Source organism: Sulfurimonas sp. (assembly GCF_029027405.1).
GTDB lineage: Bacteria > Campylobacterota > Campylobacteria > Campylobacterales > Sulfurimonadaceae > Sulfurimonas.
Map to the genome: position 1 here is coordinate 606,948 of NZ_CP093396.1, position 24,772 is coordinate 631,719.

A 24,772-nucleotide genomic window follows, 5' to 3' on the forward strand; every position below is an offset into this window, starting at 1 on the left:
CCTACTCTATCTCGGCGTCTATAACATCTTCATCTTTTTTCTTTTTAGCATCAGCTTCTGGATTTTGCTCTGTACCTTGCTCTTTATCTTTATACATTTGCTCAGCCATTTTATGAGAAGCTTCTGTAAGTGTTTTTACTTTTTCTTCAATTTGCTCTTTAGTAGCAGACTCATCTTTTAAAACTTCTTTTAAATCAGTTACTGCAGTTTCGATTTTAATTTTTTCTTCTGCGTCTAATTTATCACCCATTTCTGTAACAGATTTTTCAGTTTGAACAATAAGTGCATCTGCTTGATTTTTCAAATCAACCATTGCTTTTCTTTCTTCATCAGCAGCTTTATTCTCTTCAGCATCTTGAACCATTTTATTAATCTCTTCTTCGCTAAGTCCTGAACTACCAGAAATCGTGATTGACTGAGACTTTCCAGTTCCTTTATCAGTTGAACTAACTGTTAAAATACCATTAGCATCTATATCAAAAGTTACTTCGATTTGAGGAACACCTCTTGGAGCCGCTGGAATATCACCAAGCTCAAAAAGACCAAGTGATTTATTATCTTTAGCAAATTCTCTTTCACCTTGACCAACAGATATAGAAACAGCTGGTTGATTATCTTCTGCAGTTGAGAAAACTTGAGATTTTTTAACAGGAATTGTAGTTCCTTTTTCAATAATCTTAGTCATAACTCCACCAAGAGTCTCAATTCCAAGAGATAAAGGAGTAACATCTAAAAGAAGAACATCTTTAACATCTCCTCTTAAAACACCACCTTGAATAGCAGCACCAGCGGCAACAACTTCATCAGGGTTAACACCTTTATTTACATCTTTACCGCCAAAATATTTACTAACAGCTTCACTAGCAATTGGTACACGAGTTGAACCACCAACCATGATGATTTCTTTTATGTCACTATTTTCTAAATCTGACTCTTCCATCGCGACTTTAATGTGATCAATAGTTTCTTCAACTAAATCAGAAATCATACCCTCAAATTTAGCACGAGTAAGTTTTACAACTAAATGTTGTGGTCCAGCTTCTGTCATTGTGATAAATGGCAAGTTTATTTCAGTTTCTGTAGCTGAACTTAACTCTTTTTTAGCATTTTCTGCTGCATCTTTAAGTCTTTGAAGAGCCATTTTATCATTTTTAAGTTCAATTCCATGAGAAGCTTTAAACTCATCATTTAACATATCAACAATTTTATTATCAAAATCATCTCCACCTAAAAATGCATTACCATCAGTTGCTAAAACTTCAAAAGTACCATCAGATATCTCTAAAACAGTAACATCAAATGTTCCACCACCAAGGTCATAAACAAGTACATTTTCTTCTTTTTTACTATCTAAACCATAAGCTAAAGCAGAAGCAGTTGGCTCATTGATGATTCTAAGAACATTTAAACCAGCGATAGTACCAGCATCTTTAGTTGCTTTTCTTTGTGCATCATTAAAGTATGCTGGAACTGTAATAACAGCGTCAGTAACAGTAGAACCTAGATAAGTTTCTGCATCATCTTTTAATTTGCTAAGGATTTTAGCTGAGATTTCTTGAGGAGTGTAAATCTTTCCTGCTACATCAACAGCTGCTGAACCATCTTTATCTACGATATTGTAAGTTACTTTATCGTGTGCTTCTTTAGCGTGCTCCTCATTCATCATAAGTCCCATAATCCTTTTAATAGAAGAGATTGTTTTCTCAGGGTTTGTGATTGCTTGACGCTTTGCTGGATCCCCAACTAAAACATCACCTTTATCTGTGAAAGCAACTACTGAAGGAGTTGTATTTTTACCTTCTGCATTTGGGATAATTTTCGCTTCACCACCCTCATAAACTGCTACACACGAATTTGTTGTTCCTAAATCTATACCAATAACTTTACTCATTATAATTTCCTTAATTTATTTATATTTATATTTATATTTTTAATTTGCTACGATTACCATTGCTTCACGCAGTGGTCTGTTTTTATATTTATAACCTGTTTGAAAAGTTTGAACGATTTGTCCAGACTCTACCTCTTCACTATCTACTGTTTGAACAGCGTTGTGAATATTTGGGTCAAATGGCTCATCATGTGAAACCATAGTTACTCCATGTTTTTCTAAAGAAGTAGTAAATTGCTTAAGTGTAAGCTCCATACCTTCTTTTAGCTTTTCAAAATGCTCAACAGGGTCAGTTACACTTTCACTAGAGGTAATCGCCATATTTAGTGCATCTAACACAGGAATCATATCTTTAGCAAACTTCTCATTTGAGTATTCTACCGCTGTATATTTCTCGCGTTCAAGTCTTTTTTTGATGTTATCAAAGTCAGCATGAACTCGTGCATATTTGTCTTTTAGGGCTATCAACTCTTCTTGTAGAAAGTCAAACTCATTTTCAACAGCTTCTGCTTCAGCTTCAGCCTCTGCTTCATCTCTTGTTATTTCTTCTTCTTGAGTTACTTCCAGTTCGTCTTGTAATTCTTCTTCGGATTCTTTTGACATAGTTGTTAAATCACTCCTTATTTTAAAAAGATATTACCATTATACACATTGAGTGTAACAATGTCAAGTGTATCTTAAATATATTCACTAAAGAAAGTTTAGTCTATCTCTATCAAGTATAAGAAATGACTCTTTAAAGTGAATTATTGTAAAATAATATATTAAAAATTTGGAGCATTATATGAAGTACTTAGCATGGATTGGTGGGCTTTTAGCAAGTGTTATTATAGGAGTTTATATTTTAGCTTTTACCTCTATTGGAAACTCAACATTTCAACCGATTATAGAGTCAAAGATAAAACAAAAAACAAAATTAGATACAAAATTAACTAAATTTTTTCTTTCAATGAGTGAATTTTCCATTATTTTAGAACTTGATAGAGATAATATAATATATGTAAATGGAACTTATTCACTCTTCTCAAAAGCGTTTAATATACTATATAAAATAGAGATGGATAAACTATCTAGTTTAAAGCCACTAACAAATGCACCATTAAAAGGAAAGTTTCATACAGATGGAAATGTTAAGGGCGATGTGACATACTTTGTGGTAGATGGAAAAAGTGATGTAGCATTTAGTGCTACAACTTATCATGTAGAACTTACAGACTTTAACCCAACTTCAATAATTGCAAATATAAAAGAGTTAAAACTAGCGGCCTTGCTTGAGATGATAGGAAAAAAACAGTATGTAAGTGCTGATGTAAATTTAGATGTAAATTTTAAAAACATTACACCTCATGCTTTAGATGGAGATATAAAACTAGCAACAAAAGATGGGAAAATCAATACTAAAGTTATGAAAAAAGATTTTCATCTTGTAGTCCCTCCAACTAACTTTATTATGAGATTGGATGCAAAACTAAAGGGTGATGATGTTAAGTATACATATAAACTACTATCAAACCTTTTAAAAGTCAGTAGTTCTGGAAAACTTAGACCTACTCCGTTAAATGTAGATATAAAGTATGACCTTGATATAAAAGAGTTAGCCTTACTAAAACCTATGAGTGGTGTAGATGCTCGAGGTACTTTTAAACTTGATGGTAAAGTTCGTGGTTCAAAAAATAATCTTATAGTAGATGGTAAAAGTAATTTTGCATCTTCGGATACAAATTTTGAAGCAGTATTAAAAGAGTTTGTATTATCAAAAGTAAAATTCAGTGTAAAAAATCTTAAACTCTCTCGTGTTTTATATATGCTTAAACAGCCTACTTATGCTGAAGGCATTTTTTCTTTAGATGTGGATATTAAAGATGCAAAAAGTGGAAAATTAGATGGAAGAATTTTAACAAGAATAAAAAGTGGACGAGTCAATTCTGCATATATGACAAAAGCTTATGAGTTTAAAACTCCGATGCCTAGGACTACCTTCACTATGAAAACAGACACTAAACTACAAGCTAATCTAATAAATACTAAGGTAGATTTGAAGTCTAACCTTGCAAACCTTAAGATTAAAAAAGCTAGTTTTAATCTAGATGCTAAATCATTAGTGAGTGATTATGCAATGCAGATTCCAAACCTTGATAAGTTGTTTTTTACTACAAATCAGCATATGAAAGGAAGCATGCTTATAAATGGTGAACTTAAAAAAGCTAAAGACTTGGACTTAAGTATATATACAAAAGTAGCAGGTGGAAAAATAGATGCATTATTACATAACGACGATTTTCATGCAGATGTAAAAGGTGTGCAAACTCTAGATGCTTTACACATGCTTATATATCCAGAGATATTTAAAGCGTCTTTAGATGCTAAAATTGATTATAATTTATTGACTAAGAGGGGCAATTTTAAAGGATATTTAAAAGATGGCACATTTACTGAAAATCAAGTTTTAACACTTGTAAAACAGTACGCTCATGTTGATATGTATGCTCAAAAGTTTAAAGGAGATGTTGGTGCAAAAATTAATAAAGAGAAAATCTTAGCATCTATGCATCTAAAGTCAAATACTTCCTCTATAAAGGCAAAAGATACAAAGTTAAATACTAAAAGAAAAACTATAAATTCTAAGATAGAAATAGTTGCTAATTCTAGTCCTATAACAGTAGAACTAAATGGTAATATATCAAAACCAAAGGTTAAGATAGATGCCAATAAGTTAATAAAAAAAGAAGTTGAAAAAGCTGTTACCAAGGAAATAGGTAACTTAATTAAGGGATTATTTTAAATTTGCATCAGCCAAAGTAAGACAAAAGAGAACATCTTTTTGACTCTTTTGTATTACTTGTATGGCTTGAGTTAGTGTTGAGCCTGTAGTTATTATGTCATCTACCAAGATTATGCCGTTAGTTGTTTCATTTTTGAAGCTAAAGTTTCTTGGATGTAATAGTCTAAACTCTTTACTTTTGCCAGAGTAAGATATATCATTTTTTGCTCTAAGTTTGTTATATTGTGGATTGATGTATTTGCTATTAAGCGCTTTATTTAAGATTGCAGTATGAGAGTAGCCATTTCTTACACTATCATCAACTGCTATGGAAGTTATGGCATCTGCATATTGAAACTCTTTAGCAAACTTGACAAATGAGTTTAAAGCTAAAATATTATAAATATAATATCCTAGGTCTGTATGCTTTGTATGTAGTAAGTCTTTAATATCTTTGTATTTATAAAAAGAGATAACTTCTATGGTGTTTAAAATTTTTCGTTTATAGATGCTAGGGGTTAAAAATATTTTTTGGCAGGAGGTACAAATATGTGCAAAAGACAATCTTTCGCACAATAAGCATTTCATCTTAGTCCATTTTAAGAACTGACATAAACGCTTCTTGAGGAAGTTGAACCCTTCCTATAGACTTCATACGCTTTTTACCAGCTTTTTGTTTTTCAAGTAGTTTTCTTTTACGAGTAATATCACCACCATAACACTTAGCGGTAACATTTTTACCCATAGACTTTACAGTTTCTCTAGCAATGATTTGAGAACCTAAAGATGCTTGAACTGCAACCTCAAAAAGTTGTCTAGGAATTTGCTCTTTCATATTTTTAACTAAAATACGACCACGAGAAAGAGCTTGATTGCGAGGTACCACGATACTTAGTGCATCTACAGCTTCTCCAGCTACTTTTATATCTAATTTAACTAGATCCCCAACTTTAAATTCAATAGGCTCATAATCAAACGATGCATAACCTTTTGAGATAGACTTTAAGGTATCATAAAAATCCATAACTATCTCATTCATAGGTACTTCATACTCAAGCATAACTCTATCTTCATTTAAGTATGTCATCTTAGTTTGAGTCCCTCGTTTGTTTATCAAAAGTGTTATGATATTTCCTAGATACTCAGCAGGAGTTATTACAGTAGCTCTAACATAAGGCTCTTCAATTCTATCTATACGATTAACTTCTGGTAATTGTGAAGGATTTTGAACATTTATAAAGTCCCCATTACTTAGATAAACATTATAGATTACAGATGGGGCAGAAGCGATTAGGTCCAGATTAAACTCTCTTTCAAGACGCTCTTTGATAACTTCCATATGTAACATTCCAAGGAAACCAACACGGAAACCAAAACCAAGCGCTACTGAAGTTTCAGGTTCGAACGAGAGAGAACTGTCATTTAGTTTGAGTTTATCTAGTGCATCCCGAAGATCTTCAAATTTATCAGTATCTATAGGAAAAATCCCTGCAAATACAAATGGTTTTGCAGGTTCATATTTTCCAACAGGCTCGGTAGTTGGGTTTCTAACATCAGTAATAGTATCACCAACATTGATAACACTTACTTCTTTAAGTCCAAGAATAACTATACCAATCTCACCACACTCAATAGTTTTAGTTTTGATTTTTTTCATAGGATGTGGGTACATTAAGTCAAGAATATGGTGCTCTTCACCATTACTCATAAGCTTAATATTTTGCCCTTTTTTTACTTGACCATCAAAAACACGAACAAGTGCAAGTGCTCCTAAATACTGGTCAAACCAAGAGTCATAAATGATGGCTTTTGTAGTTGCATCAGGGTCACCAACAGGAGCAGGGATTCTATCTACAATAGCATCAATTAACTCACGAATCCCAACACCAGTTTTTGCAGATACTAAACAAGCATCAGTTGCATCAATTCCGATAGAAGTCTCTATCTCTTCAGCAACTTTATCAGGATCAGCGGCAGGAAGGTCTATTTTGTTAATGACAGGAATAAGTTCTAAATCATTATCTAAGGCTAAGTAAACATTTGCAATTGTTTGAGCTTCAACACCTTGCGCTGCATCAACAATAAGTAAAGCGCCATCAGAAGAAGCAAGTGATTTTGCTACTTCATAAGAGAAGTCAACATGCCCTGGAGTGTCTATGAGATTTAAAATATAATGTTTACCATCTTTAACATAGTTAAGTCTAACACTTTGTGCTTTAATGGTTATACCGCGTTCTTGTTCGATGTCCATTGTGTCCATCATTTGTGTACCCATTTCTCGTTCACTAACGCTTCCACACTCTTGAATGATTCTATCAGCAAGGGTACTTTTTCCATGGTCTATATGAGCGATAATAGAGAAGTTTCTAATGTTTTTCAAATAAATACCTTATTGTCTTTCTAATTTTATTGTTTATTCAAAAAGTCCGTTTACACTTTCGTTATGATAGACTCTACGAATTACCTCTGCAAAGAGTGGCGCAACTGTTAATACTTTTATATTTTTATGGGGTTTTGTTTCTAGCGTATTTGTAATAATAAGTTCGTCAAGTTCTCCATGCTCTAGATTCTCATAAGCTTTTCCACTAAGTACACCATGAGTAGCACATGCCATTACAGAAGTAGCACCTTTGTTCTTAAGTGCTGTTGCTGCTTTTACCATAGTTCCAGCAGTATCAACCATATCATCTATTATAATAATGTCTTTGCCTTGGACATCACCAATAATATTCATAACTTCACTTTCATTTGCTTTCTCACGACGCTTATCTACGATAACCATCTCTAAACCCATTCGTTTTGCGAAGTATCTAGCTCTTGTAACTCCGCCAATATCTGGAGATGCAATAATAGGATTTTTAAGATTTTTACTTTTTATATAGTGTTCAAAAGTGATAGAGCCATAAAGATTATCCACAGGGATATCAAAGAAACCTTGAATCTGTCCAGCGTGAAGATCTATCGTTATAACTCTGTCAATCCCAGCAGTTTCATAAAGGTTAGCAACAAGTTTAGCTGTAATTGGTACACGAGGAGCAGCTTTGCGGTCTTGTCTTGCGTATCCATAGTAAGGAACAACAGCAGTTATACTTGAAGCAGAAGAACGCTTTAGTGCATCTGTCATAATTAAAAGCTCCATTAAATTGTCATTTGATGGGCAGCCAGTAGATTGCACTATGAAAACATCTCGTCCACGAACACTTTCTGCAATTTGGACAGAAATTTCACCATCACTAAATTTCTTAATATTAGCACCGGCTAAGGGTACATCTAGAACTTGACAAATTTCTTTTGCAAAATCAACACTAGCACTTCCAGCAAAAATTTTATAACCACGCATGGGATTCCTTATCTATAAAAATTAATAGCGGATTATATAACAATAGTGCTGAGTAGTTTTTAAAATTTAAAAAATTATTGACACTTTTTACAAATTCCAGATAATACTAAATTTGATTTTGATATCTTAAAATCACTTTGTGCTTGTGCTTCATTTAAAATAGTTTGTAATTCTAAATTTATATCTAAAATTTTATTACATTTTTGACAAACTAAATGAGAATGTACTTCTTTTGTTAGTTCATAAACTGATTTATTTTGAGGAAGTTTAACTTCTTGAATAAATGAATTTTCTAACATTAGATTTATATTTTTGTATATGGTAGCAAGTGAGATAGAGTTAAATTTTTTTAACATGATGGTATATAGGGCATCTATATTTATATGTCCATGAGTTTGCATAGCATCTGAGATAGCTAGTCTTTGTGGTGTTGCTTTTAAGTTATGTATTCTTAATTCATTTGTAAAGTCAATCATGTTGAAATTATACACTATCCTTGTTTAAAGGATAAAAATTATGTTTTAAGTTTAATAATTGTATAATATTACAAAGGATAATAATTATCCTTTAGAATAAATATTGGAGATAAAAATGAAACAGTATCAATCATATAGCTGTAATAAATGTGGTAACGAAGTAGAAGTACAAAATGTTGGTGGAGGTGAACTTTACTGTTGCGGTGAAGCTATGGAGATGATTACTCCTAATTTGACTCTTGTGAACTTAATGAAATCTTTTGCAGGTGAATCACAGGCAAGAAATAAGTATGAGTATTTTGCAAAAATTGCCCAAAAAGAAGGTTATCGGGATATTGCAGAGCACTTTCAAAGAGCTGCAAATAATGAAAAACAACATGCTAAGATGGAACTTGCGTTAGCAAATAGAATGACAAATGGGACTGATGATAATTTTGGAAATACAAAAGAAAACCTACAAGTAGCAATAGACGGTGAGTCTTATGAAAATGTAACTATGTATCCTGATTTCGCAGCTATTGCAAAAGAAGAGGGTCATAAAGAAGCAGCAAAATTATTTACTGGTATCGGTAAAATCGAAGTAGAACATGAAAATATGTTCCAGATGCTTTTAGACAGACTTGAAACAGATGCAGAATTTACAAGTGAAAATGAAGAAGAATCTTGGATATGTGAAATTTGTGGTCATGTTCATTATGGGAAAAAAGCTTTAAAAGTTTGTCCTGTTTGTAAACATCCCCAAGAGTATCAGTCAAGATTAAATTCTAAAAAGTAAATTTTTAAAACTATTAATCAATACTAAAGTTCTTGTTTTATATGATACACCATATAAAACAAGGAATCCCTTTATGAAAATCGTAACACTATCTCTTCTTTTCGCTGTTAGTATGTTATCTGCAAATGAGTCAAAAATAAATCTTGAATGTTATCCATATCAATTTATGGTTGGTGGAAAAGTTACAAGAGAATTAACGAAAGAAAATGCACAAGCATCAGGTCTTACAAATACAATTTCTTACAATAGCAAGGATATGAAACTACAAAATGCTAGCACTATTATTAACTTAGCACATGTTGATACACAGAAGGAAGGAGATATACCTGTAGAGATTTATAAAGATGTAAACAGTAATATTATGTGTAAAATAAATCCAAAAGATATAAGCTCTTTAGCAATGGACTGGGGGAATAGAGTTATTATAAACTATAAATGTGAAGTGAAATAATCACTTCTCTCTAAGTTTGTCTTTTTTACTCTTTTTTTTTCCTTTTACTGGGGCTGAACCTTTCTCTTTTTTTGGTGCTTCTCCCGTAAGTTCAAATCCTTCTATTTGCTCTCTTTGTATTTTCACCTTACATTTTTTTTCTATGATTTTAAAATGTGCTTGGTCTTCGTGTGATACAAATGAAATGCCAAGACCTTCTTTACCTGCTCTAGCAGTTCGTCCAATACGATGAATATAGTCTGTCGGAGAACGAGGTAAATCAAAGTTTATAACACAATCAATATTTTGGATATCTAAACCTCTTGCCGCTATGTCTGTCGCAAAAAGAATATTTATCTTTTTATCTTTGAATTCACGCAGTGTGTAAGTTCTATCTTCTTGACATAAATCACCATGAAATGACTCAGCTAAATAACCATACTTTCTAAACTTATATGCTATGTTGTCAGTTGCTCTTTTGTTAGCCATAAAGACAAGTACATTTTTTAATTTTTCAGTTTTAATGAGATGTCTTAGTAGAGGACCACGATTTACTTGATCTACCTCTATTACTCTTTGGGTTATAGTATCTACCGTTGGAACAACTTCATCTATGCTAACTTCAACAGCATTTTTTGTTATCTTAGATGCTATGTTTAAAATTTTATCTGGATAGGTTGCTGAGAAAAGAAGGTTTTGTCTTTTGGTAGGAATGGCATCTAGAACTAGGTTTAATTCTTCAGAAAATCCAAGAGTTAGCATCTTATCCGCTTCATCAAGAACAAAATACTCTAGATGCGAAAGGTTCATCTGTTTTTTACTAAGAACATCTAAAAATCTACCTGAAGTAGCGACTAGTATTTCACATCCTTGCTGAATATCGTAAAGTTGATTGCCAATACCTTCTCCACCTATAAGACTAATAATCTTAGGAGCTTTTGTCATAAACTCACAAAAATTTTCAAATGTTTGTGAAATCTGAAGAGTTAGTTCTCTAGTTGGAGTTAATACAAGAACTTTGATTTTCATTTTGCCTTGAGGGCGATTTTTTTGTAGTTTTTCTAAAATAGGAAGAACATAACTAGCACTTTTACCGCTACCTGTTTTTGCTCTTGCCATAATATCTTTGTTATCAAGAATAAGAGGAATAACCTTTTCTTGGATAGGAGTAGGTATTTTAAAGTTATATTTGTTAAGTGCTTGCAGTATATTTGAAGAGAGTGTAAGTGAAGAAAAAGTCATTTATTGTGTCCTATTTTATTTATGAAGTAAATTAAAAAGTTGTGTATTTATAAAATAAATATCACGACCAACTTTCTATCTCTTTTTTTAAAGGTAAATTATTTAGTATATATTTTTGACTCATTTTTACACCTACCTATGTAACATGGATAATTTTATAATATTTTACTCATACATTTATTGTTTTTGACTTAAATATTTATGATTTAATTTTTATTTTAATTTATAATCCTTGTAAAATTTTCAAAAAGTTCACTGAAAATACTATTAATAACTATTTTATGATAAAATAAGTAGTTAATAGTTAATAATTAACATTTTAAGTTATTATTAAAAAAAAAGGATAATATGATGAGTTTAAGAACAGGAATATTCATGATAGCAATGGTTTCTGCTGTCATTGTTGCGTTTTGCGTAGGTGCTTTGTATTTTTATGGTATAGCTAATGATAAACAACATTATTTATCTGAACAGCAATATAAATCATATGTGATAGCTAAAGAAGTAGCTGCAGTTTCAGCTAATTTGACAAATATGGCAAGAACTTATGCTCAGACAGGGAATTCAAAATATTTAGATAAATATAATGCCTTTTTAGCATGGCGTAGTGCAAAAATTTCTCGCCCTAACGATGGAGTTGATATATATAAAGGTAAAACTATTTCACAAAATGACATTATGAAAAAATTACAATTTACACAAGAAGAATTTTCACTATTGGCTGAAGCAGGTAAGCTCTCTACTGCTTTGGTTAATATAGAAGTACAAGCAATGGCTACAATTACAAAGGGAGACTTTGTTAAAGGACCAGCTACTCCTCTTACAAATGAAACTTATGATGCTTTTGCTGTGCGTTTATTGTTCGATGATAATTACCACAATGAGTTAGTTAAAATAGGTACACCGATTAAAAAGTTCTTTACAAAATTAGAAAAAAGAACAACAGCTCAACTTAAAAAGGCGAAAGATAACGCAAATTTTTGGTTAGTAAATATTTATATAGCAATGGTTCTTATTATTTGTTTCATATTTGTAATCGGTGTATTCATAATGGTAGGAGTTATTAAACCAATTAATAAACTTGAAGCTACTATGGTGCAAGTTACTAAAAATAATGACTTAACAATAAGAGCAGATACAAATGCTCCACAAGAGCTTTCTCATATGGCAACAGTATTCAATGAATTATTAGATCAAGTATTAAGCTTAATAGACAATTCTAAAAATTTATCTAATGAAAATGCTTCTATATCTCATGAGCTATCAACAACAGCAGTTCAAGTAGGAAAAAATGTTGAAAATTCTGTAGTATTAGTAGAAGATTCAAATAAGCAAGTAATTAAAGTACAAGAAGAGATATCAAGTGTTATGGAAGATGCAAAAGAAAGTAAAAAAGAAATAGACCAAGCAAACAAGAAACTACAATCTGCAAGAGAAGATATAATAATTCTAGCTACAAATATACAAAGTAGTGCAGAGTTGGAAGATGAGTTAGCAAATAAAATGGAAGAGTTATCTAGTAGTGCAGAAGAAGTTAAAAATGTCTTAGGAGTTATCGAAGATATAGCAGAACAAACAAATTTACTAGCTTTAAATGCTGCTATAGAAGCTGCAAGAGCTGGAGAACACGGGAGAGGATTTGCAGTTGTTGCAGATGAAGTTAGAAAACTAGCAGAGAGAACGCAAAAAAGTTTAACAGAGATTAATACTACAATAAGCTTAATAGTTCAATCAATAGTAGATGCTAGTACACAAATGAGTAGTAATTCTACAGGGATACAAAAGTTATCAACTATAGCTATAAAAGTTGAGATAGAGATAAATAGTTCTGTAGATATAGTGGATAAAGCATCTGAAACAAATGATAGAGCAGTTATTAAGTTTGAAGAGACAAATAAAAGTATAAATTTAATAGTAGCTCAAATGAAAGAGATAAATGAGTTCTCATCAAATAATGCTAGAAATGTTGAAGAGATATCAAGTGCGTCTAGTCATCTAAATTCATTAACAGATAAGCTTAAATATCAGCTTGATATATTTAATACTTAATCGGGAGAGCATTTGAAATTATTTTAAAGTTTTGCAATTTAGGGATTTGTGAGGGGTTGAGTGAGAAATAAATGGTGGAGCTGTGGAGAATCGAACTCCAGTCCGAAACCACGCTACTCCTGACATCTACATGCTTAGAAAAGCCGTTAAAGTTTAATCCTGCTTCACACAACTTGCAAAGCTACACAGAACGAGCCTCAAGGTTCATTTTAAGCTGAGACAGACTTAAAATATATCTACATAGGGGTTATACTTCGAATCCGACTTATCTAGAGTCCATCGGTGAAGCAGCCCGTCCTCTAAGAGGGGGTAAAACTTAAGCTACTGCTAAAGCTGGGCGATAATTTGTATTGTTTGCGTTTAAGCAATTTTAAGCCGTATAACGGAAATGCTCAGTCCGACATGCAGTCAAAAGCTACTTGATCCCGTCGAAACCAGGTCAGCCCCATATATTCGAAGTATAACATATAGTTTGTAAAAATATGACTATTATTTTTTGAATTTGTCCTAGTCCTCTAGTAGAGGCACTAGTTAGGACAATCTTTTAAGTACGAAATGTTTCAAGTTTTGAATTAAGCTCATTTGTCAGTGTATTTAAATGTTCAGCTGCCGAAGCAATTTCTTCAACACTTCTAGCATTTGTAGATGAGAGTACGTTTATTTTTTCTACTTTACCTACAATTACTTTTACATTCTTACCAGTATTTTCAAAGTCTTTTACAGTTCTATCACTTGCATCAACTGCTTCATTCACTATAACAACTGTTGAGTTGATTCTATCTTCAACTGTTTGTGCGATATTTGCAAGTTTTTGTATCTCATTTGAATTTGCACTCATTTGAGTAGAAGCGTCACTGATAGATTGAACAACAACATTTATAGTTGCATTTATCTCTGCTAATGTTTTTTGAGTTCTCTCAGCCAGTTTTCTAACTTCATCTGCAACAACTGCAAAACCTCTTCCGTGTTCTCCCGCCCTTGCAGCTTCTATAGCAGCATTTAAAGCAAGTAAATTAGTTTGATCTGCTATATCTCCTATGATAACTAACACATTTTTGACTTCTTCTGCATCTTTTGAAAGAGTTTCCATATTTTGGGAGAGTTCCGCCTCTGTTTGTGCAGTGATTTGAACTTTTGATGTTAAAGATATGATGTCATTTCTTGCAGTTCCTAGATTTTCATTCGCTTCAACAATATCATTTTTAGATTTTTGAGCATCAGAAATGGCATTTGTTATTTCATCTTGAACTGATTTTGCTTGGACTGTTGCTTCTTCTACTATGGTAACAGAATTTTCAACATTATTTCCAACACTTACGGCAGTAGTTGAAAGCTCATGAGATATGGAAGAATTTTCAGTAGAAGAATTTTTAGCAGTAGCTATTAGTTCTTGTAATGAGTTAAGTAAAGTATTGAGGCTTTTACCCATATCCATAATCTCTTGTGGAGCGTTTATGTCTACTCTTTGCTTTAAATCATGATTAGAAGAGATTTCAAGTATCTTTATTTTAAATGCATCTAATGGTTTAATAATACTTATTGAGATAACAAAAAATGCAATAGCAATAACAATGAGTAAAATAATGGAAGCACCTATAATAAGAGTATTCCTAATATTATTTGGAGTTATTAAAACTTCTGCTTCATCTATTTCACTTAATATTGCCCAATTTAAATCTTGGCCTACTTTAATTGGAGCATAAGAAGATAACACAGGATTACCATTATAGTCCATAATTACTTTTGTGTCTTTTTGACCACTTAAGGCATTTCTACTTGCTTGTGTATCACAACTACCTGTAGTTGGATTGGCGAATGAAGCTTGTAAAGAGTGAGCTTTAGGGTCTAAGAAGCTATCGCTTCTCATAAGCTTATCTTGACCGACTAAATAATCTTCTTGAGAGTATCCGTAACCACTTCTAAATTGCATGATTTTATTTATCGCAGCATCTGAGATTTGAAATACTAAAATTCCTTCTAATTGTCCATCTTTATCAAGTACAGGAGCACCTAAAAACATAGCTGGAGCACCATTGCTTGGGGCATAAGGTTTCATGTCTACAAATACAGCTCTTTTTAGCTCTTTTACTTTTTTAAATATTTCTGCAAGTCCACTATTTTTTAAACTTCCTGTTATAAGATTTTTACCATAATCAGATTCTTTTGCTACTGTATAGATAACATGACCATCTTCTGGATCAATCAAAAATAAATCATAATAACCATATTCTTTTATATATTTATTAAAGAACTTTTCATGTGGAGCTGTTGCTTTTTTAACTTCTGGGTTAGTTATAGGAAAGGCACCTTGTGGATCTATAAATAGCTTATTATCTAAGCTAGTTAAACTATTCACTAAAGCTTTTACATTATCGCTCTGTACAATTATATTTATATCACCAATTCTTTCTCTAAAGAAGTTTTGAATCTGTTCAGCTTTAGAATCCCTTGCTGAGGTTAAGCTACTGTAACTTTTTTCCATTAAAGCGTCTTTGCTTTTAGCAATTGAAACAAAGGTCAGGATTGTAGATAAAGTAATTAAAGAAATAATTACGAGGGTCAAAACTTGTGTTCTTATAGATAGGTTCTTCATATTGTAGTCTCCAAATTAAAATATATTTTATTATAGCGAAGAATTTCTTTAAACTTAAATCATTTATAGTGTAAACTTGTTCTAAACAATACTAGGAATATATATGAGAGTCATAATCGTTGGTGGTGGCATCGTTGCTGTGTATTTAGCAAATAACTTAAAACGACTTAGTTCGCATTTAGAAATTACTATCTTAAGTGATGAAAAGTATTTGCCTTATGACAGGATTCATCTTTGTCGTTTAATAGATGGCTCACAAATAACTTCGGATATTTCTTTAACTCTTGACCCTATGGTAAAAGTAGAGTTAAATCAAAAGATAATTAAGATAGATAAAAAAGCTAAACGAGTATTTTCTCATAATTCAATGTTTACTTATGACAAACTTATCATGGCAACAGGCTCACTTCCTATCTCATTATTTAATAATGAGGGTATTTCAAATGTAGCCATTTTTAGAAGTGCAGATGATTGTACTCTCATAAAAGATGGCATAAAGAGTAGGGAAGTTGTTATAGTTGGTAGTGGTCCGATTTCTCTTGAGCTTTTAGAAACTCTAAGCAAGATGCCAAATGTCTTAAAAATCACATTACTCATACGAGCTAAGCATCTATACTCTAAACATCTAAGCATAGATGCTATAAAAATCATACAAGACTGTTATATAAGTAGTGGAAAAATCAACATATCTTATGAAGATGAGATAGTTGATAAAGTTATAACAAATGGTGAAGTCACACTTCTTAAAACTAAAAAACTAAATATACGAAACCCTTTTATTATATTTGGTATTGGGATTAAACCAAATATACAAGAGTTTAGAGATGAGCTTAGGTGTAACAGAGGTATCTTAACAAACAGGTATATGCAAAGTGAAGATGAAAATATATATGCTGTTGGTGAATGTGCTGAGGTAGAAAAGTTTGGCTTTGTTGCTGGACATGTTAAAGAGTGTACTTCTCAAGCTGATTGTGCGATTTCACATATTTTACAAAGAGAAGTCAAAGAGTTTGAACTTGAAGTTAGCATAGATATGTTAAAAGTTGGAGAGTTTGATTTGGTAGAAGTTAACTCTGCTAAGTTTACAAATGAGTATGAAAAGATACTGATAAGTTCTAAAAAAGACAATAGAATTGATGAATATTTTGTAAATGATGATAAATTAACAAGGTTTATAGGAATAAACTCAAATGTAGATATTGCATATATACAAACTCTCATAGATAGTGGTGAAAAAGTTGATATTAACTATCTTTATGAGAACAGACTAATTGGTGAGAGGGGAAGACTTGTTTGTAGTTGTGAGCATGTATATGTCCTAGATTTAGTAGATATAGTAAAACAAACAGGAATCACTTCCTTTGGAGAGCTTTCAGACTTTAGTGAGGCTGGACGAGTTTGTGGTAGATGTAAAATAATGGTTCAAGATATTATAAAAGAATCTCAACATTTAATAGACCCAAATATGCTACGAAAAACTCCAGAGGATTTAAAAAGAGAAAAAGAGATAGCTAAAGTTCAAAAACGACTAGATAAGTTTAATGCACTAAATCCCATAAATAAATTGACTACAAAAAATTTAGAAGCAGCCATTAGTTCTATTGATATTGCAAAGTCAGAAGTAAATAGTTGGGTGTCAATGGTAACAGCAAATATGCAACTGCATCCAAATTTTGAACAGGTTGTAGATGCTGGAGTGACAATGCTTAATAAGATTCCTATTATTTGGTTAGAGTTAAGTGATTGTAGTGGAAATTCAGAAGCATTTATAAAATCAGCAAACCCAAGCATAGAAGAGCTGATATTTGATTATATCTCACTTGATTATCATGAACTTTTGATGAGTGCAAGTGGTGAGCAGAGTGAAACAATTTTACAAGATATAGTTAAAAATCAAAAGGGTGAGTATATTTTAATAGTAGAAGGTGCTGTTCCTTTAGCAATGGATGGAAAGTTTTTAAGAATAGGTCCAGATGCTAAAACAGGCATAGAACTTTTACGAGAGTGTGCTAAAGATGCTGCGTTAGTGTTAGCTGTTGGAAGTTGTGCTTTAGATGGAGGCATCGTAGCTGCCGCGCCAAACCCAACAGGAGCAGTCGGAGTAAGTGAAGCTCTAAAAAGAGATGACATCATAAACCTTCCTGGATGTCCTGTAAACCCAACAAATATAGTGGGAACATTATTATCCTACATAATGTTTGAAGAGTTGCCAGTTTTAGATAAGTTTAACCGACCTTTATGGGTTTATGAAGGTAGAGTTCATGACAACTGTGAGAGAAGAGGTCACTATGAACTAGGAGAGTTTGTAGAGGAGTGGGGAGATGAAGGTGCAAAAAAAGGTTACTGTCTTTTTGAGATGGGATGTAAAGGCCCTTATGCAAATGTAAACTGCCCAACTATGAAGTTTAACCAAGGTACGAGTTGGTCTGTTCAAGCAGGTCACGGCTGTATGGCATGTACAGAGATGGGCTTTGTCGATAAGTTTGCAAATGAGCGAGTTTACAAAGAGGATGAAGAGTAATGAAAAAAATTGTAATAGACCCCATAACAAGAATAGAAGGGCATCTAAGAGTTGAAGTAGAAGTTGATGAAGATGGCGTAGTTCAAGACGCATTTGTAAGTGGACAACTTTTTCGTGGAATAGAGATGATTTTAAAAAATCGTGACCCTAGAGATGCGGGACTATTAGCTGGAAGAATTTGTGGTGTTTGTACAAACTCTCATTTTCGTGCAGCTGTTAGTAGTGTTGAAGATGCTTACTCTCTAAAACTTCCTAAAAATGCCGAAATTATTCGTGACTTGATGGCGATGGCTCTTTTCATTCAAGACCATGTTGTTCATTTTTATCATCTTCATTCATTGGACTTTGTGGATATTACATCCGCTTTAAGTGCAGATGCAAAACTAACCTCAAAAGAAGCACTCAAGTATCACGATAAGCCATTTAGAAATTCTCACTCACATTATGATGCTGTTTTAGATAAGTTGACTAAGTTTGTAGATGCTGGAAAACTTGGACCATTTGCAAATGCTTACTGGGGACATAGTTCATATAAATTAACACCAGAGCAAAATCTTATTATGATTTCACATTATTTTGAAGCTTTAAAATTTCAAACAAAAATCAGTAAGGCAGTAGCTATTTTTGGTGGTAAAACTCCACATCCACAAAGTATAGTTGTTGGAGGAATTACAAGTGTAGCTGACATGTTAAATCCACAAAGACTTAATGATTATCTATTTATAATTAAAGAAGCTAAGGAGTTTATAGATAGAGCGTATTTACCAGATGCTAAACTTTTAACTATCGCTTATAGAGATGAGATAAAAGCAGCAGACGGTAGAGCAAATGGTAACTTTTTATCTGTAGGTGGTTATGAGTTTGACGATAAAAGTTTGTTTAGTTCTGGTGTGATTTATAATCATGATTTTGAAAATATTTCAGAGTTTAATGAAAGTAAAATTACCGAAGAAATAGACCGAGCTTGGTATAAAAATAAACCGCTTGATAATGAAGTAGAATATACAGACTTAAATCCAGATGCTACTTTAAAAACGGCAAAAAATGATGATAAATACTCATGGATAAAAGCTCCTAGATATGACGGTAAAGTTATGGAAACAGGACCATTGGCTAGAGTAATTATAAGTTATAAAAAAGACAACACTCTTATAAAATCTTTTGTAGATGAGTTTTTAGCATCTACAGACTTGGAACTTATGGACTTATCTTCTAGTGTTGGACGAAATGCAGCAAGAGCGATTGAAACCACTTATATTTGTGAATATATTTTTAAATTGGTTTCAAACTTGATACAAAATATAAAATATTATGACACAGAAACTTGGGTAAAATTTGATTTTGATTCTATGAAAAAAGAGACAAAAGGTAGAGCATTTTTTGAAGTACCAAGAGGTACTCTGTCTCATTTTGTAAATATCAAAGATGCTAAGATTGAAAACTTCTCAGTAATTGCTCCAACAACATGGAATGCAACTCCTAAAAACTTTGATGGAGTTAGAGGAGCTTATGAGGAAGCTTTGGTTGGCTTAAAGATACAAGACACTTCCAAACCACTAGAGGTTTTAAGAGTTCTTCATTCATTTGACCCATGTTTAGCATGTGCAGTGCATGTTATGGACTTTGGTAGTGCAAATTTAAATAAGTTTAAGGTTTAGAATTGGTAAGAAAAAATGATTAATATATATGTAGATGGTGATGCTTTCCCAAATCTTCTAAAGCCGATTTTATATCGAGCCATTAAAAGACTAAAAATATATACTTTTGTTATAGCCAATAAAAAAATAAATATTGGTAAAAGTGATTTTATAAGTTACCTGATAGTAGATGCAGGAGCTGATGAGGCAGATGATAAAATAGTAGAAATGCTTAAAAAAGGTGATTTAGTAATTACTGCGGATATTCCACTTGCAGATAGAGTTATCACAAAAAATGCTCATGCAATAGACCATAGAGGTGAACTATATAGTGTAGACAATATAAAGCAATACCTTGCCATGAGAGATTTGATGGCACAGATAAGGGATAGTGGAGAGCTTACAAAAGGACCAAAACCATTTAACACAAAAGATGCACAACAGTTTGCAAATCAATTAAACTCTTTTTTAAGCAAATTAAATAAGGTTAAGCATTCTCCCAGTTTTTAGTTACAATCTCTTACTTTTATTTCCCCTCCCCAATCAAATGTATCTTTAGCCCATTTGATGGTACTTTCATTATCATCCCAAGTGAAAACAGTATCAGAGTTAAAAAAAATAATGTCCCCCTTATTTTCAAAACTGCATCTTTTTAATGTAGCTTTAAAAAAGCTCTTTTCATCTACAAGATATATTTGATGAGTACAACTGTTAGCTAAACAGCTCTCTTGAGTAAAAAATAACAATTTTCCTGAAGGTGATTTTGAAAATTCTTGCGCATTTGAACCAAATACCATAAAAATAAATAAAATAAAATGAGTGGCTAATACCAATATAAAAATAAGTATAATTCCACTCTTCTTCCAAATATTTTTTTTAATTTTTATAGTGAGTTGTTTCATTCTTTTTATTTGATAAAAGCGAAGCAATAAAGGAAAAAATAGATTAAAAGGAAGCAATAGTATGACAAGTTCAGTAAAAATATAAGATTGCATCACAAAAGGCATTAAACCGACAAAAAAACTTATTATTATACTAAGAATAAGTCCTAAAAAAAGACTTCTCAATAGTCGTCGTGTTAAATTAAAACTTATATACCAAAACAAGAAACTTACTATAAAAGAAAAAATACCTATTGAGGTCAAATCCACTTTGGGTTCTATTTCCCAAAAGACCCAACAAATATATATAAAGTAAATACTTGAAAATTGTAAAGCATTCTTAAAGCGAAGAGTCAAAGCATGTCCTTCTAGTTTTTTTTTAATATAGCCAATTCAAGTTTAAAATGCAACATTCTTAATAAACAGATTGTATTAAGAGTAAACAGTTACAATCATTAAAACTATTTATTTTAAAAACTAGAGGGACTAAAATGGCAGGAGCTAGTATTGTAATTGAAGATGGTGTAATATTGTGTGCACATGGTGGAAAGGTTGTTTTAAAATCTAGTGTAGCTAACCATGTTATAGCTGGAAAAAAACCTCTTCATAATATAGACATTATCGGTGCAGCAATCTCAGGATGTCCTCATAGAGTCTCAAAAGGTGGACAGTGTACTAAAGTTGCTTCTATCAGTTCTGCTACTACAGAGTCAAATGTAACCTCACAGGGAAAAAACTACCTACTACGAGTAGATGGATGTAAAACTGACAAAGGAGCCGCTCTTGTCTTAGCTAGTCCAGGACAAACACAGAGTAAAATAGGTGTAAAGTCTGGAGGAAGTGCTGCAAATATCATTACTAAAGAACTTGAAACTGCAAAAGTAGATACTAAAGAAAATATAAAAAAAGAGAAATATCAAATTTATCCACTAAGACTAAGTGGGGAGTACATAAGAGCACTAAGAGGAGCAAGAGACTTTAGAGTTCTTAAAGACTATTATCAAACAAATACTAGTGACTATACTCAAGATAAAGTTGTCACAAAAACCGATGCTTATTTATATGTTACAGATGCTATTAAAACTACAGAGTATAAGGTTATAAATAGAGGTGACTATTCTAACCCTAAGGTTGAGAAGGTACAGTTTAAAGATACAGATACACAAGTAATTCGTAAATATATACCCTGCTATGAAGAAGATGGAAAACTTGAAATCATCTACTCAAATGTAAAACTCACTAAAGAGCAACTGAGTAAGTTCACTCCAGTTTCTGTAACACTTACTGATAAAAAGAATCTTCATTGTATAAACCATAAAGATTATTCAAAGTCCATAAAACATACAAATAAAGAGATGAAAGATATTTTAATCTCAAACAAAGAAGCTAAAAAACTAAACAAGTCACACTTAAACATAGTAGTTGAAATAGATGACCCTATCGGTGAAATAGAAGATTTGTATGAAGAGCTAGAATGTTCTTTTCATACTGCTTATGCACATAACAAACCTTTAATAGACAGGATTAAACAACGCAATGCTTATGCCTATAGCGTAGCAAACTTTATGGATGAACTTGAAGTAAACTCAAACGAGAAACAAGAAAGAAAAAAGACAAAGAAAAAACTCCAAAAGGCTTACTATACTTTAGTTGAAGGGATGAAAGAAGATTTTATACCTTATATTATAGATACTTGTAAAGATAGAGGTTTTTCATGGAGCATCAAAGATAGTAATGCTTCTTTTATAAGACTTAATATTTTTGTTGAACATGATGTAGCTATGAGTTACTTAAATGAAGTAAAACTAAATGCTTCGTTTTTACTCAACACACAACATAACTATAATACCTTTGATGGGAGAAAAATAGAGCATCTTAATGAAAAATGTATCATTGAAAGTAAAAGTCATGACTATTTGTGTTTAGGTGTAAGAGCACATATCAATGGTAGTAAAACATCACACAAGTATGAGATGAGTACTAGAGAGAGTTATACAGAGATAACAGCATTAACACTTTTTAGTCTCTACTTTAGTGGTAAACATAATGATGCTATCGGTACTAAATATAAAGATGCTATAGAAGAGTTTCATTATAATTTAAAGAAGCTATCTGCTCATCCAGAGTTTGATGAAGATATTCAAGAAGAGATTAATGATAAGCTTAAAGACAGTCCTTACACTAAACTCTTTAAAGATAAAAATGGTGACCGTACTGATAACTTCATTGATGATTATGAAAACTTAGAGACTATAGCTAAAGACTGCGCTTTTGAGTGGGAAGGAAATGATAAGACACAGCTTTTAAAGTTTGCTACTTTAATCCCCGCAAAAGAGACCTTTGAGTTTTTTTACGAAATCCCAAAACATAGAGAATCCCCTCAAAATCTAAGTGAAACACTCTCCAAAGAACTTAAAAGTTCACAGCTCAAAGAACTACTAGAAAAGTACAGTAGTCTAAAAGATACAAGTTTAGAGAGAATAGGCCTACTTTTAAATATAGCTTACTCACTTACTGCAAGTAGAACTATGTTTGATGAAGAAGTAAATCAAACTTCTCCTTTTAATACAAAGAGTGCAGTTATGGACTTTTTAATCTCCATCTCAAAAAAACTTCAAGTACTCAAAGCAGATGAACATGAAAAGCTTTATAAAGAGGATATATTTCAACTTTATCATAAAAGCTTACACAGTTTAATCCTTCACTCACTTGTTAAAGGAAGCTATAACGAAAAAGAGTTTTTAAGCCGTCAAGATAATGTAACGAAAAAATTTCTTGATGTCATAGCTCCAGAGACAGCAAAAGAGTACCAACTAGATTTAACAAAACTAGATGATGGAAGTATAGACAAAAACCTAGAAGTCAAAAAAACTCATGAAAAACTATTTGCACAGTTAAAAGCACTAGATGGGATAACTAGTCAGATTCATGCGGCTGAGGATAAGCAGAGCAAAAATAAAAAAGCTGATGATGGACTTACGACCAAAGTGCAAAAGACTACTATTATTAAACAACTTAGAAACTCCCAACCCTATAAAATAACCATCCCAGCCCTAAAAGGACTAAGTTTCTTTGTAGCTCTCTATCAAACAGGTAAGATACTCAAAGATTACCAAAAAATGACCTTAAGCTCACTCCTAGAACTTTCAGTCTCCATCAATGTCTTATCTAAGATTACAGGAGAAGCCGCACAAGCAACTAAGTTATTATCCTCCAAGGCAATAGCATATAATATGTTTAAAGCTATGAAAGAGGAAAAGCTTGTTTTTCAAAAAGTACTTACTAAACTTGCTATCCCTATTGTTATCTTTGGGGCTTACCATGAGATAGCTTCTTTGAATGATAAAGATTATGATGCAGTTGTTGCTCTCAGTGTTAAAACGGGGCTTACCATAGCTTTAATGCTCTTTGCCTCAGGTATAGGAGAAATCTTGATTATAGGTATAGCTATTGAGCTTATTTGGATGTCGATATCAAGCTATATTATTGATACTAATGTCGAAGTTATGATAGAGAAATCTCTCTTTTACCAAAATGGGCGTAAACCTTATATCTTAGAGAGTTTAAGTAGTGATACTAAAGAGTATCTTTATAAAGATAATTCTAAAAGTATTAAAGAAATTCCTTTTATGCAAAAACCTAAAGATATGAGAGACTTTATCTATGCAAACTATAGTTCTCATAAAAAAGAGTTTAATGCTGCGTTTAGTTATGAGCTAAGTTCTTTTTATGCCACTTTAAAAGGGGTGAATATTGAAAAATCTGGGCGTTCAAAACAATACAAATCAAGTAAAGCAACTTATGCTATATGTAGTTATGTCTCTATCTCTAAAGATTTTTATAAAGATATAAAACGCATTGTACTTCTTGAAGATGATAAAGAGATAGAGATAGATATCTCACAACATGAACTGAAAAATGGTAAGGAGTATATAGACCTTTTAAGCCATTTAGATATAAGTGACAGTTCGATTATACAAGAGTACTCTAAAAAAGATACCAAGTTATTACTTCATAGTGATGCAATTAGTCTGAAATATGATGTCGTTTATTACTATGATGATGCAAGTAAGTATCTAAAGAGGCTAACAGGTGGTGCGTTAAAGATTATAGATATAAAATCTTTGCCTTTAACTAAAGATGATTGTAAAATACTAAATATTCAAATGAGTTAAG

At 32.1% G+C, this 24,772-nt stretch carries 17 protein-coding genes and 1 other RNA gene; 8 read left to right on the forward strand and 10 right to left on the reverse strand.

What is annotated here, in order from left to right; all coding sequences use genetic code 11:
• Nucleotide 1: 1 nt before the first annotated feature.
• Both dnaK and grpE read right to left on the reverse strand, forming a co-directional pair.
• Nucleotides 2–1,891: a molecular chaperone DnaK gene (gene dnaK / locus MOV42_RS03160; protein WP_324172361.1), complete on the reverse strand. Its 1,890-nt coding sequence runs from the start codon at nucleotides 1,889–1,891 to the stop codon at nucleotides 2–4.
• Nucleotides 1,892–1,930: 39 nt separating this feature from the next.
• Nucleotides 1,931–2,494, reverse strand: a complete 564-nt coding sequence (gene grpE / locus MOV42_RS03165; protein WP_324172362.1) for a nucleotide exchange factor GrpE — start codon at nucleotides 2,492–2,494, stop codon at nucleotides 1,931–1,933.
• Between the two features lie 181 nt (nucleotides 2,495–2,675).
• Here grpE and MOV42_RS03170 point away from each other — a divergent pair, with 181 nt between their 5' ends.
• Entirely contained in the window at nucleotides 2,676–4,673 is a 1,998-nt protein-coding gene (locus tag MOV42_RS03170; protein ID WP_324172363.1) for a hypothetical protein, read from the forward strand.
• Here MOV42_RS03170 and MOV42_RS03175 read toward each other — a convergent pair.
• From MOV42_RS03175 to MOV42_RS03190, 4 genes are all read right to left on the reverse strand, one after another.
• Nucleotides 4,665–5,240 carry a ComF family protein gene (locus MOV42_RS03175; protein WP_324172364.1) on the reverse strand — a complete coding sequence of 192 codons (576 nt, stop codon included), beginning with the start codon at nucleotides 5,238–5,240 and terminating at the stop codon, nucleotides 4,665–4,667. The two genes, MOV42_RS03170 and MOV42_RS03175, sit on opposite strands and share 9 nt — an antisense overlap.
• Nucleotide 5,241: 1 nt before the next feature.
• Nucleotides 5,242–7,032, reverse strand: coding sequence for a translation elongation factor 4 (gene lepA / locus MOV42_RS03180; RefSeq protein WP_324172365.1), 1,791 nt, complete (start codon nucleotides 7,030–7,032; stop codon nucleotides 5,242–5,244).
• Between the two features lie 33 nt (nucleotides 7,033–7,065).
• Complete coding sequence (locus MOV42_RS03185; protein ID WP_324172366.1) at nucleotides 7,066–7,992, reverse strand: ribose-phosphate pyrophosphokinase; 927 nt, start codon at nucleotides 7,990–7,992, stop codon at nucleotides 7,066–7,068.
• A 74-nt stretch (nucleotides 7,993–8,066) separates the two neighbouring features.
• Complete coding sequence (locus MOV42_RS03190) at nucleotides 8,067–8,468, reverse strand: Fur family transcriptional regulator (RefSeq protein WP_324172367.1); 402 nt, start codon at nucleotides 8,466–8,468, stop codon at nucleotides 8,067–8,069.
• Between the two features lie 115 nt (nucleotides 8,469–8,583).
• Between MOV42_RS03190 and MOV42_RS03195 the strand changes: the two genes are divergently transcribed.
• Nucleotides 8,584–9,243, forward strand: a complete 660-nt coding sequence (locus MOV42_RS03195; RefSeq protein WP_324172368.1) for a ferritin family protein — start codon at nucleotides 8,584–8,586, stop codon at nucleotides 9,241–9,243.
• Nucleotides 9,244–9,316: 73 nt separating this feature from the next.
• A complete protein-coding gene (locus tag MOV42_RS03200; protein WP_324172369.1) occupies nucleotides 9,317–9,694 on the forward strand; it encodes a hypothetical protein in 378 nt (125 codons plus the stop codon).
• Here MOV42_RS03200 and MOV42_RS03205 read toward each other — a convergent pair whose 3' ends face one another.
• Nucleotides 9,695–10,915: a DEAD/DEAH box helicase gene (locus MOV42_RS03205; RefSeq protein WP_324172370.1), complete on the reverse strand. Its 1,221-nt coding sequence runs from the start codon at nucleotides 10,913–10,915 to the stop codon at nucleotides 9,695–9,697. It abuts the gene before it with no gap.
• A gap of 351 nt (nucleotides 10,916–11,266) precedes the next feature.
• Between MOV42_RS03205 and MOV42_RS03210 the strand changes: the two genes are divergently transcribed.
• Nucleotides 11,267–12,964, forward strand: coding sequence for a methyl-accepting chemotaxis protein (locus MOV42_RS03210; RefSeq protein ID WP_324172371.1), 1,698 nt, complete (start codon nucleotides 11,267–11,269; stop codon nucleotides 12,962–12,964).
• 72 nt (nucleotides 12,965–13,036) lie between these two features.
• Here MOV42_RS03210 and ssrA read toward each other — a convergent pair.
• Nucleotides 13,037–13,411: a transfer-messenger RNA gene (ssrA, locus tag MOV42_RS03215) on the reverse strand.
• A gap of 97 nt (nucleotides 13,412–13,508) precedes the next feature.
• Nucleotides 13,509–15,446, reverse strand: a complete 1,938-nt coding sequence (locus MOV42_RS03220; protein WP_324172372.1) for a methyl-accepting chemotaxis protein — start codon at nucleotides 15,444–15,446, stop codon at nucleotides 13,509–13,511.
• A gap of 214 nt (nucleotides 15,447–15,660) precedes the next feature.
• Here MOV42_RS03220 and MOV42_RS03225 point away from each other — a divergent pair, with 214 nt between their 5' ends.
• The 3 genes from MOV42_RS03225 to MOV42_RS03235 are packed head-to-tail and all read left to right on the forward strand — an operon-like array spanning nucleotide 15,661 to nucleotide 20,225.
• Nucleotides 15,661–18,078, forward strand: coding sequence for a hydrogenase small subunit (locus MOV42_RS03225; protein WP_324172373.1), 2,418 nt, complete (start codon nucleotides 15,661–15,663; stop codon nucleotides 18,076–18,078).
• The gene (locus MOV42_RS03230) at nucleotides 18,078–19,736 is read left to right on the forward strand and encodes a nickel-dependent hydrogenase large subunit (protein WP_324172374.1); all 1,659 of its coding nucleotides are present in this window, start codon (nucleotides 18,078–18,080) and stop codon (nucleotides 19,734–19,736) included. Before MOV42_RS03225 ends, MOV42_RS03230 begins: the two co-directional genes overlap by 1 nt.
• Nucleotides 19,737–19,751: 15 nt before the next feature.
• Nucleotides 19,752–20,225, forward strand: coding sequence for a YaiI/YqxD family protein (locus tag MOV42_RS03235; RefSeq protein WP_324172375.1), 474 nt, complete (start codon nucleotides 19,752–19,754; stop codon nucleotides 20,223–20,225).
• Here MOV42_RS03235 and MOV42_RS03240 read toward each other — a convergent pair.
• On the reverse strand, nucleotides 20,222–20,953 hold the full coding sequence (locus MOV42_RS03240) for a hypothetical protein (RefSeq protein ID WP_324172376.1): 732 nt from the start codon (nucleotides 20,951–20,953) through the stop codon (nucleotides 20,222–20,224). The two genes, MOV42_RS03235 and MOV42_RS03240, sit on opposite strands and share 4 nt — an antisense overlap.
• Before the next feature lie 134 nt (nucleotides 20,954–21,087).
• Here MOV42_RS03240 and MOV42_RS03245 point away from each other — a divergent pair, with 134 nt between their 5' ends.
• Nucleotides 21,088–24,771: a hypothetical protein gene (locus tag MOV42_RS03245; protein ID WP_324172377.1), complete on the forward strand. Its 3,684-nt coding sequence runs from the start codon at nucleotides 21,088–21,090 to the stop codon at nucleotides 24,769–24,771.
• Nucleotide 24,772: the final 1 nt, after the last annotated feature.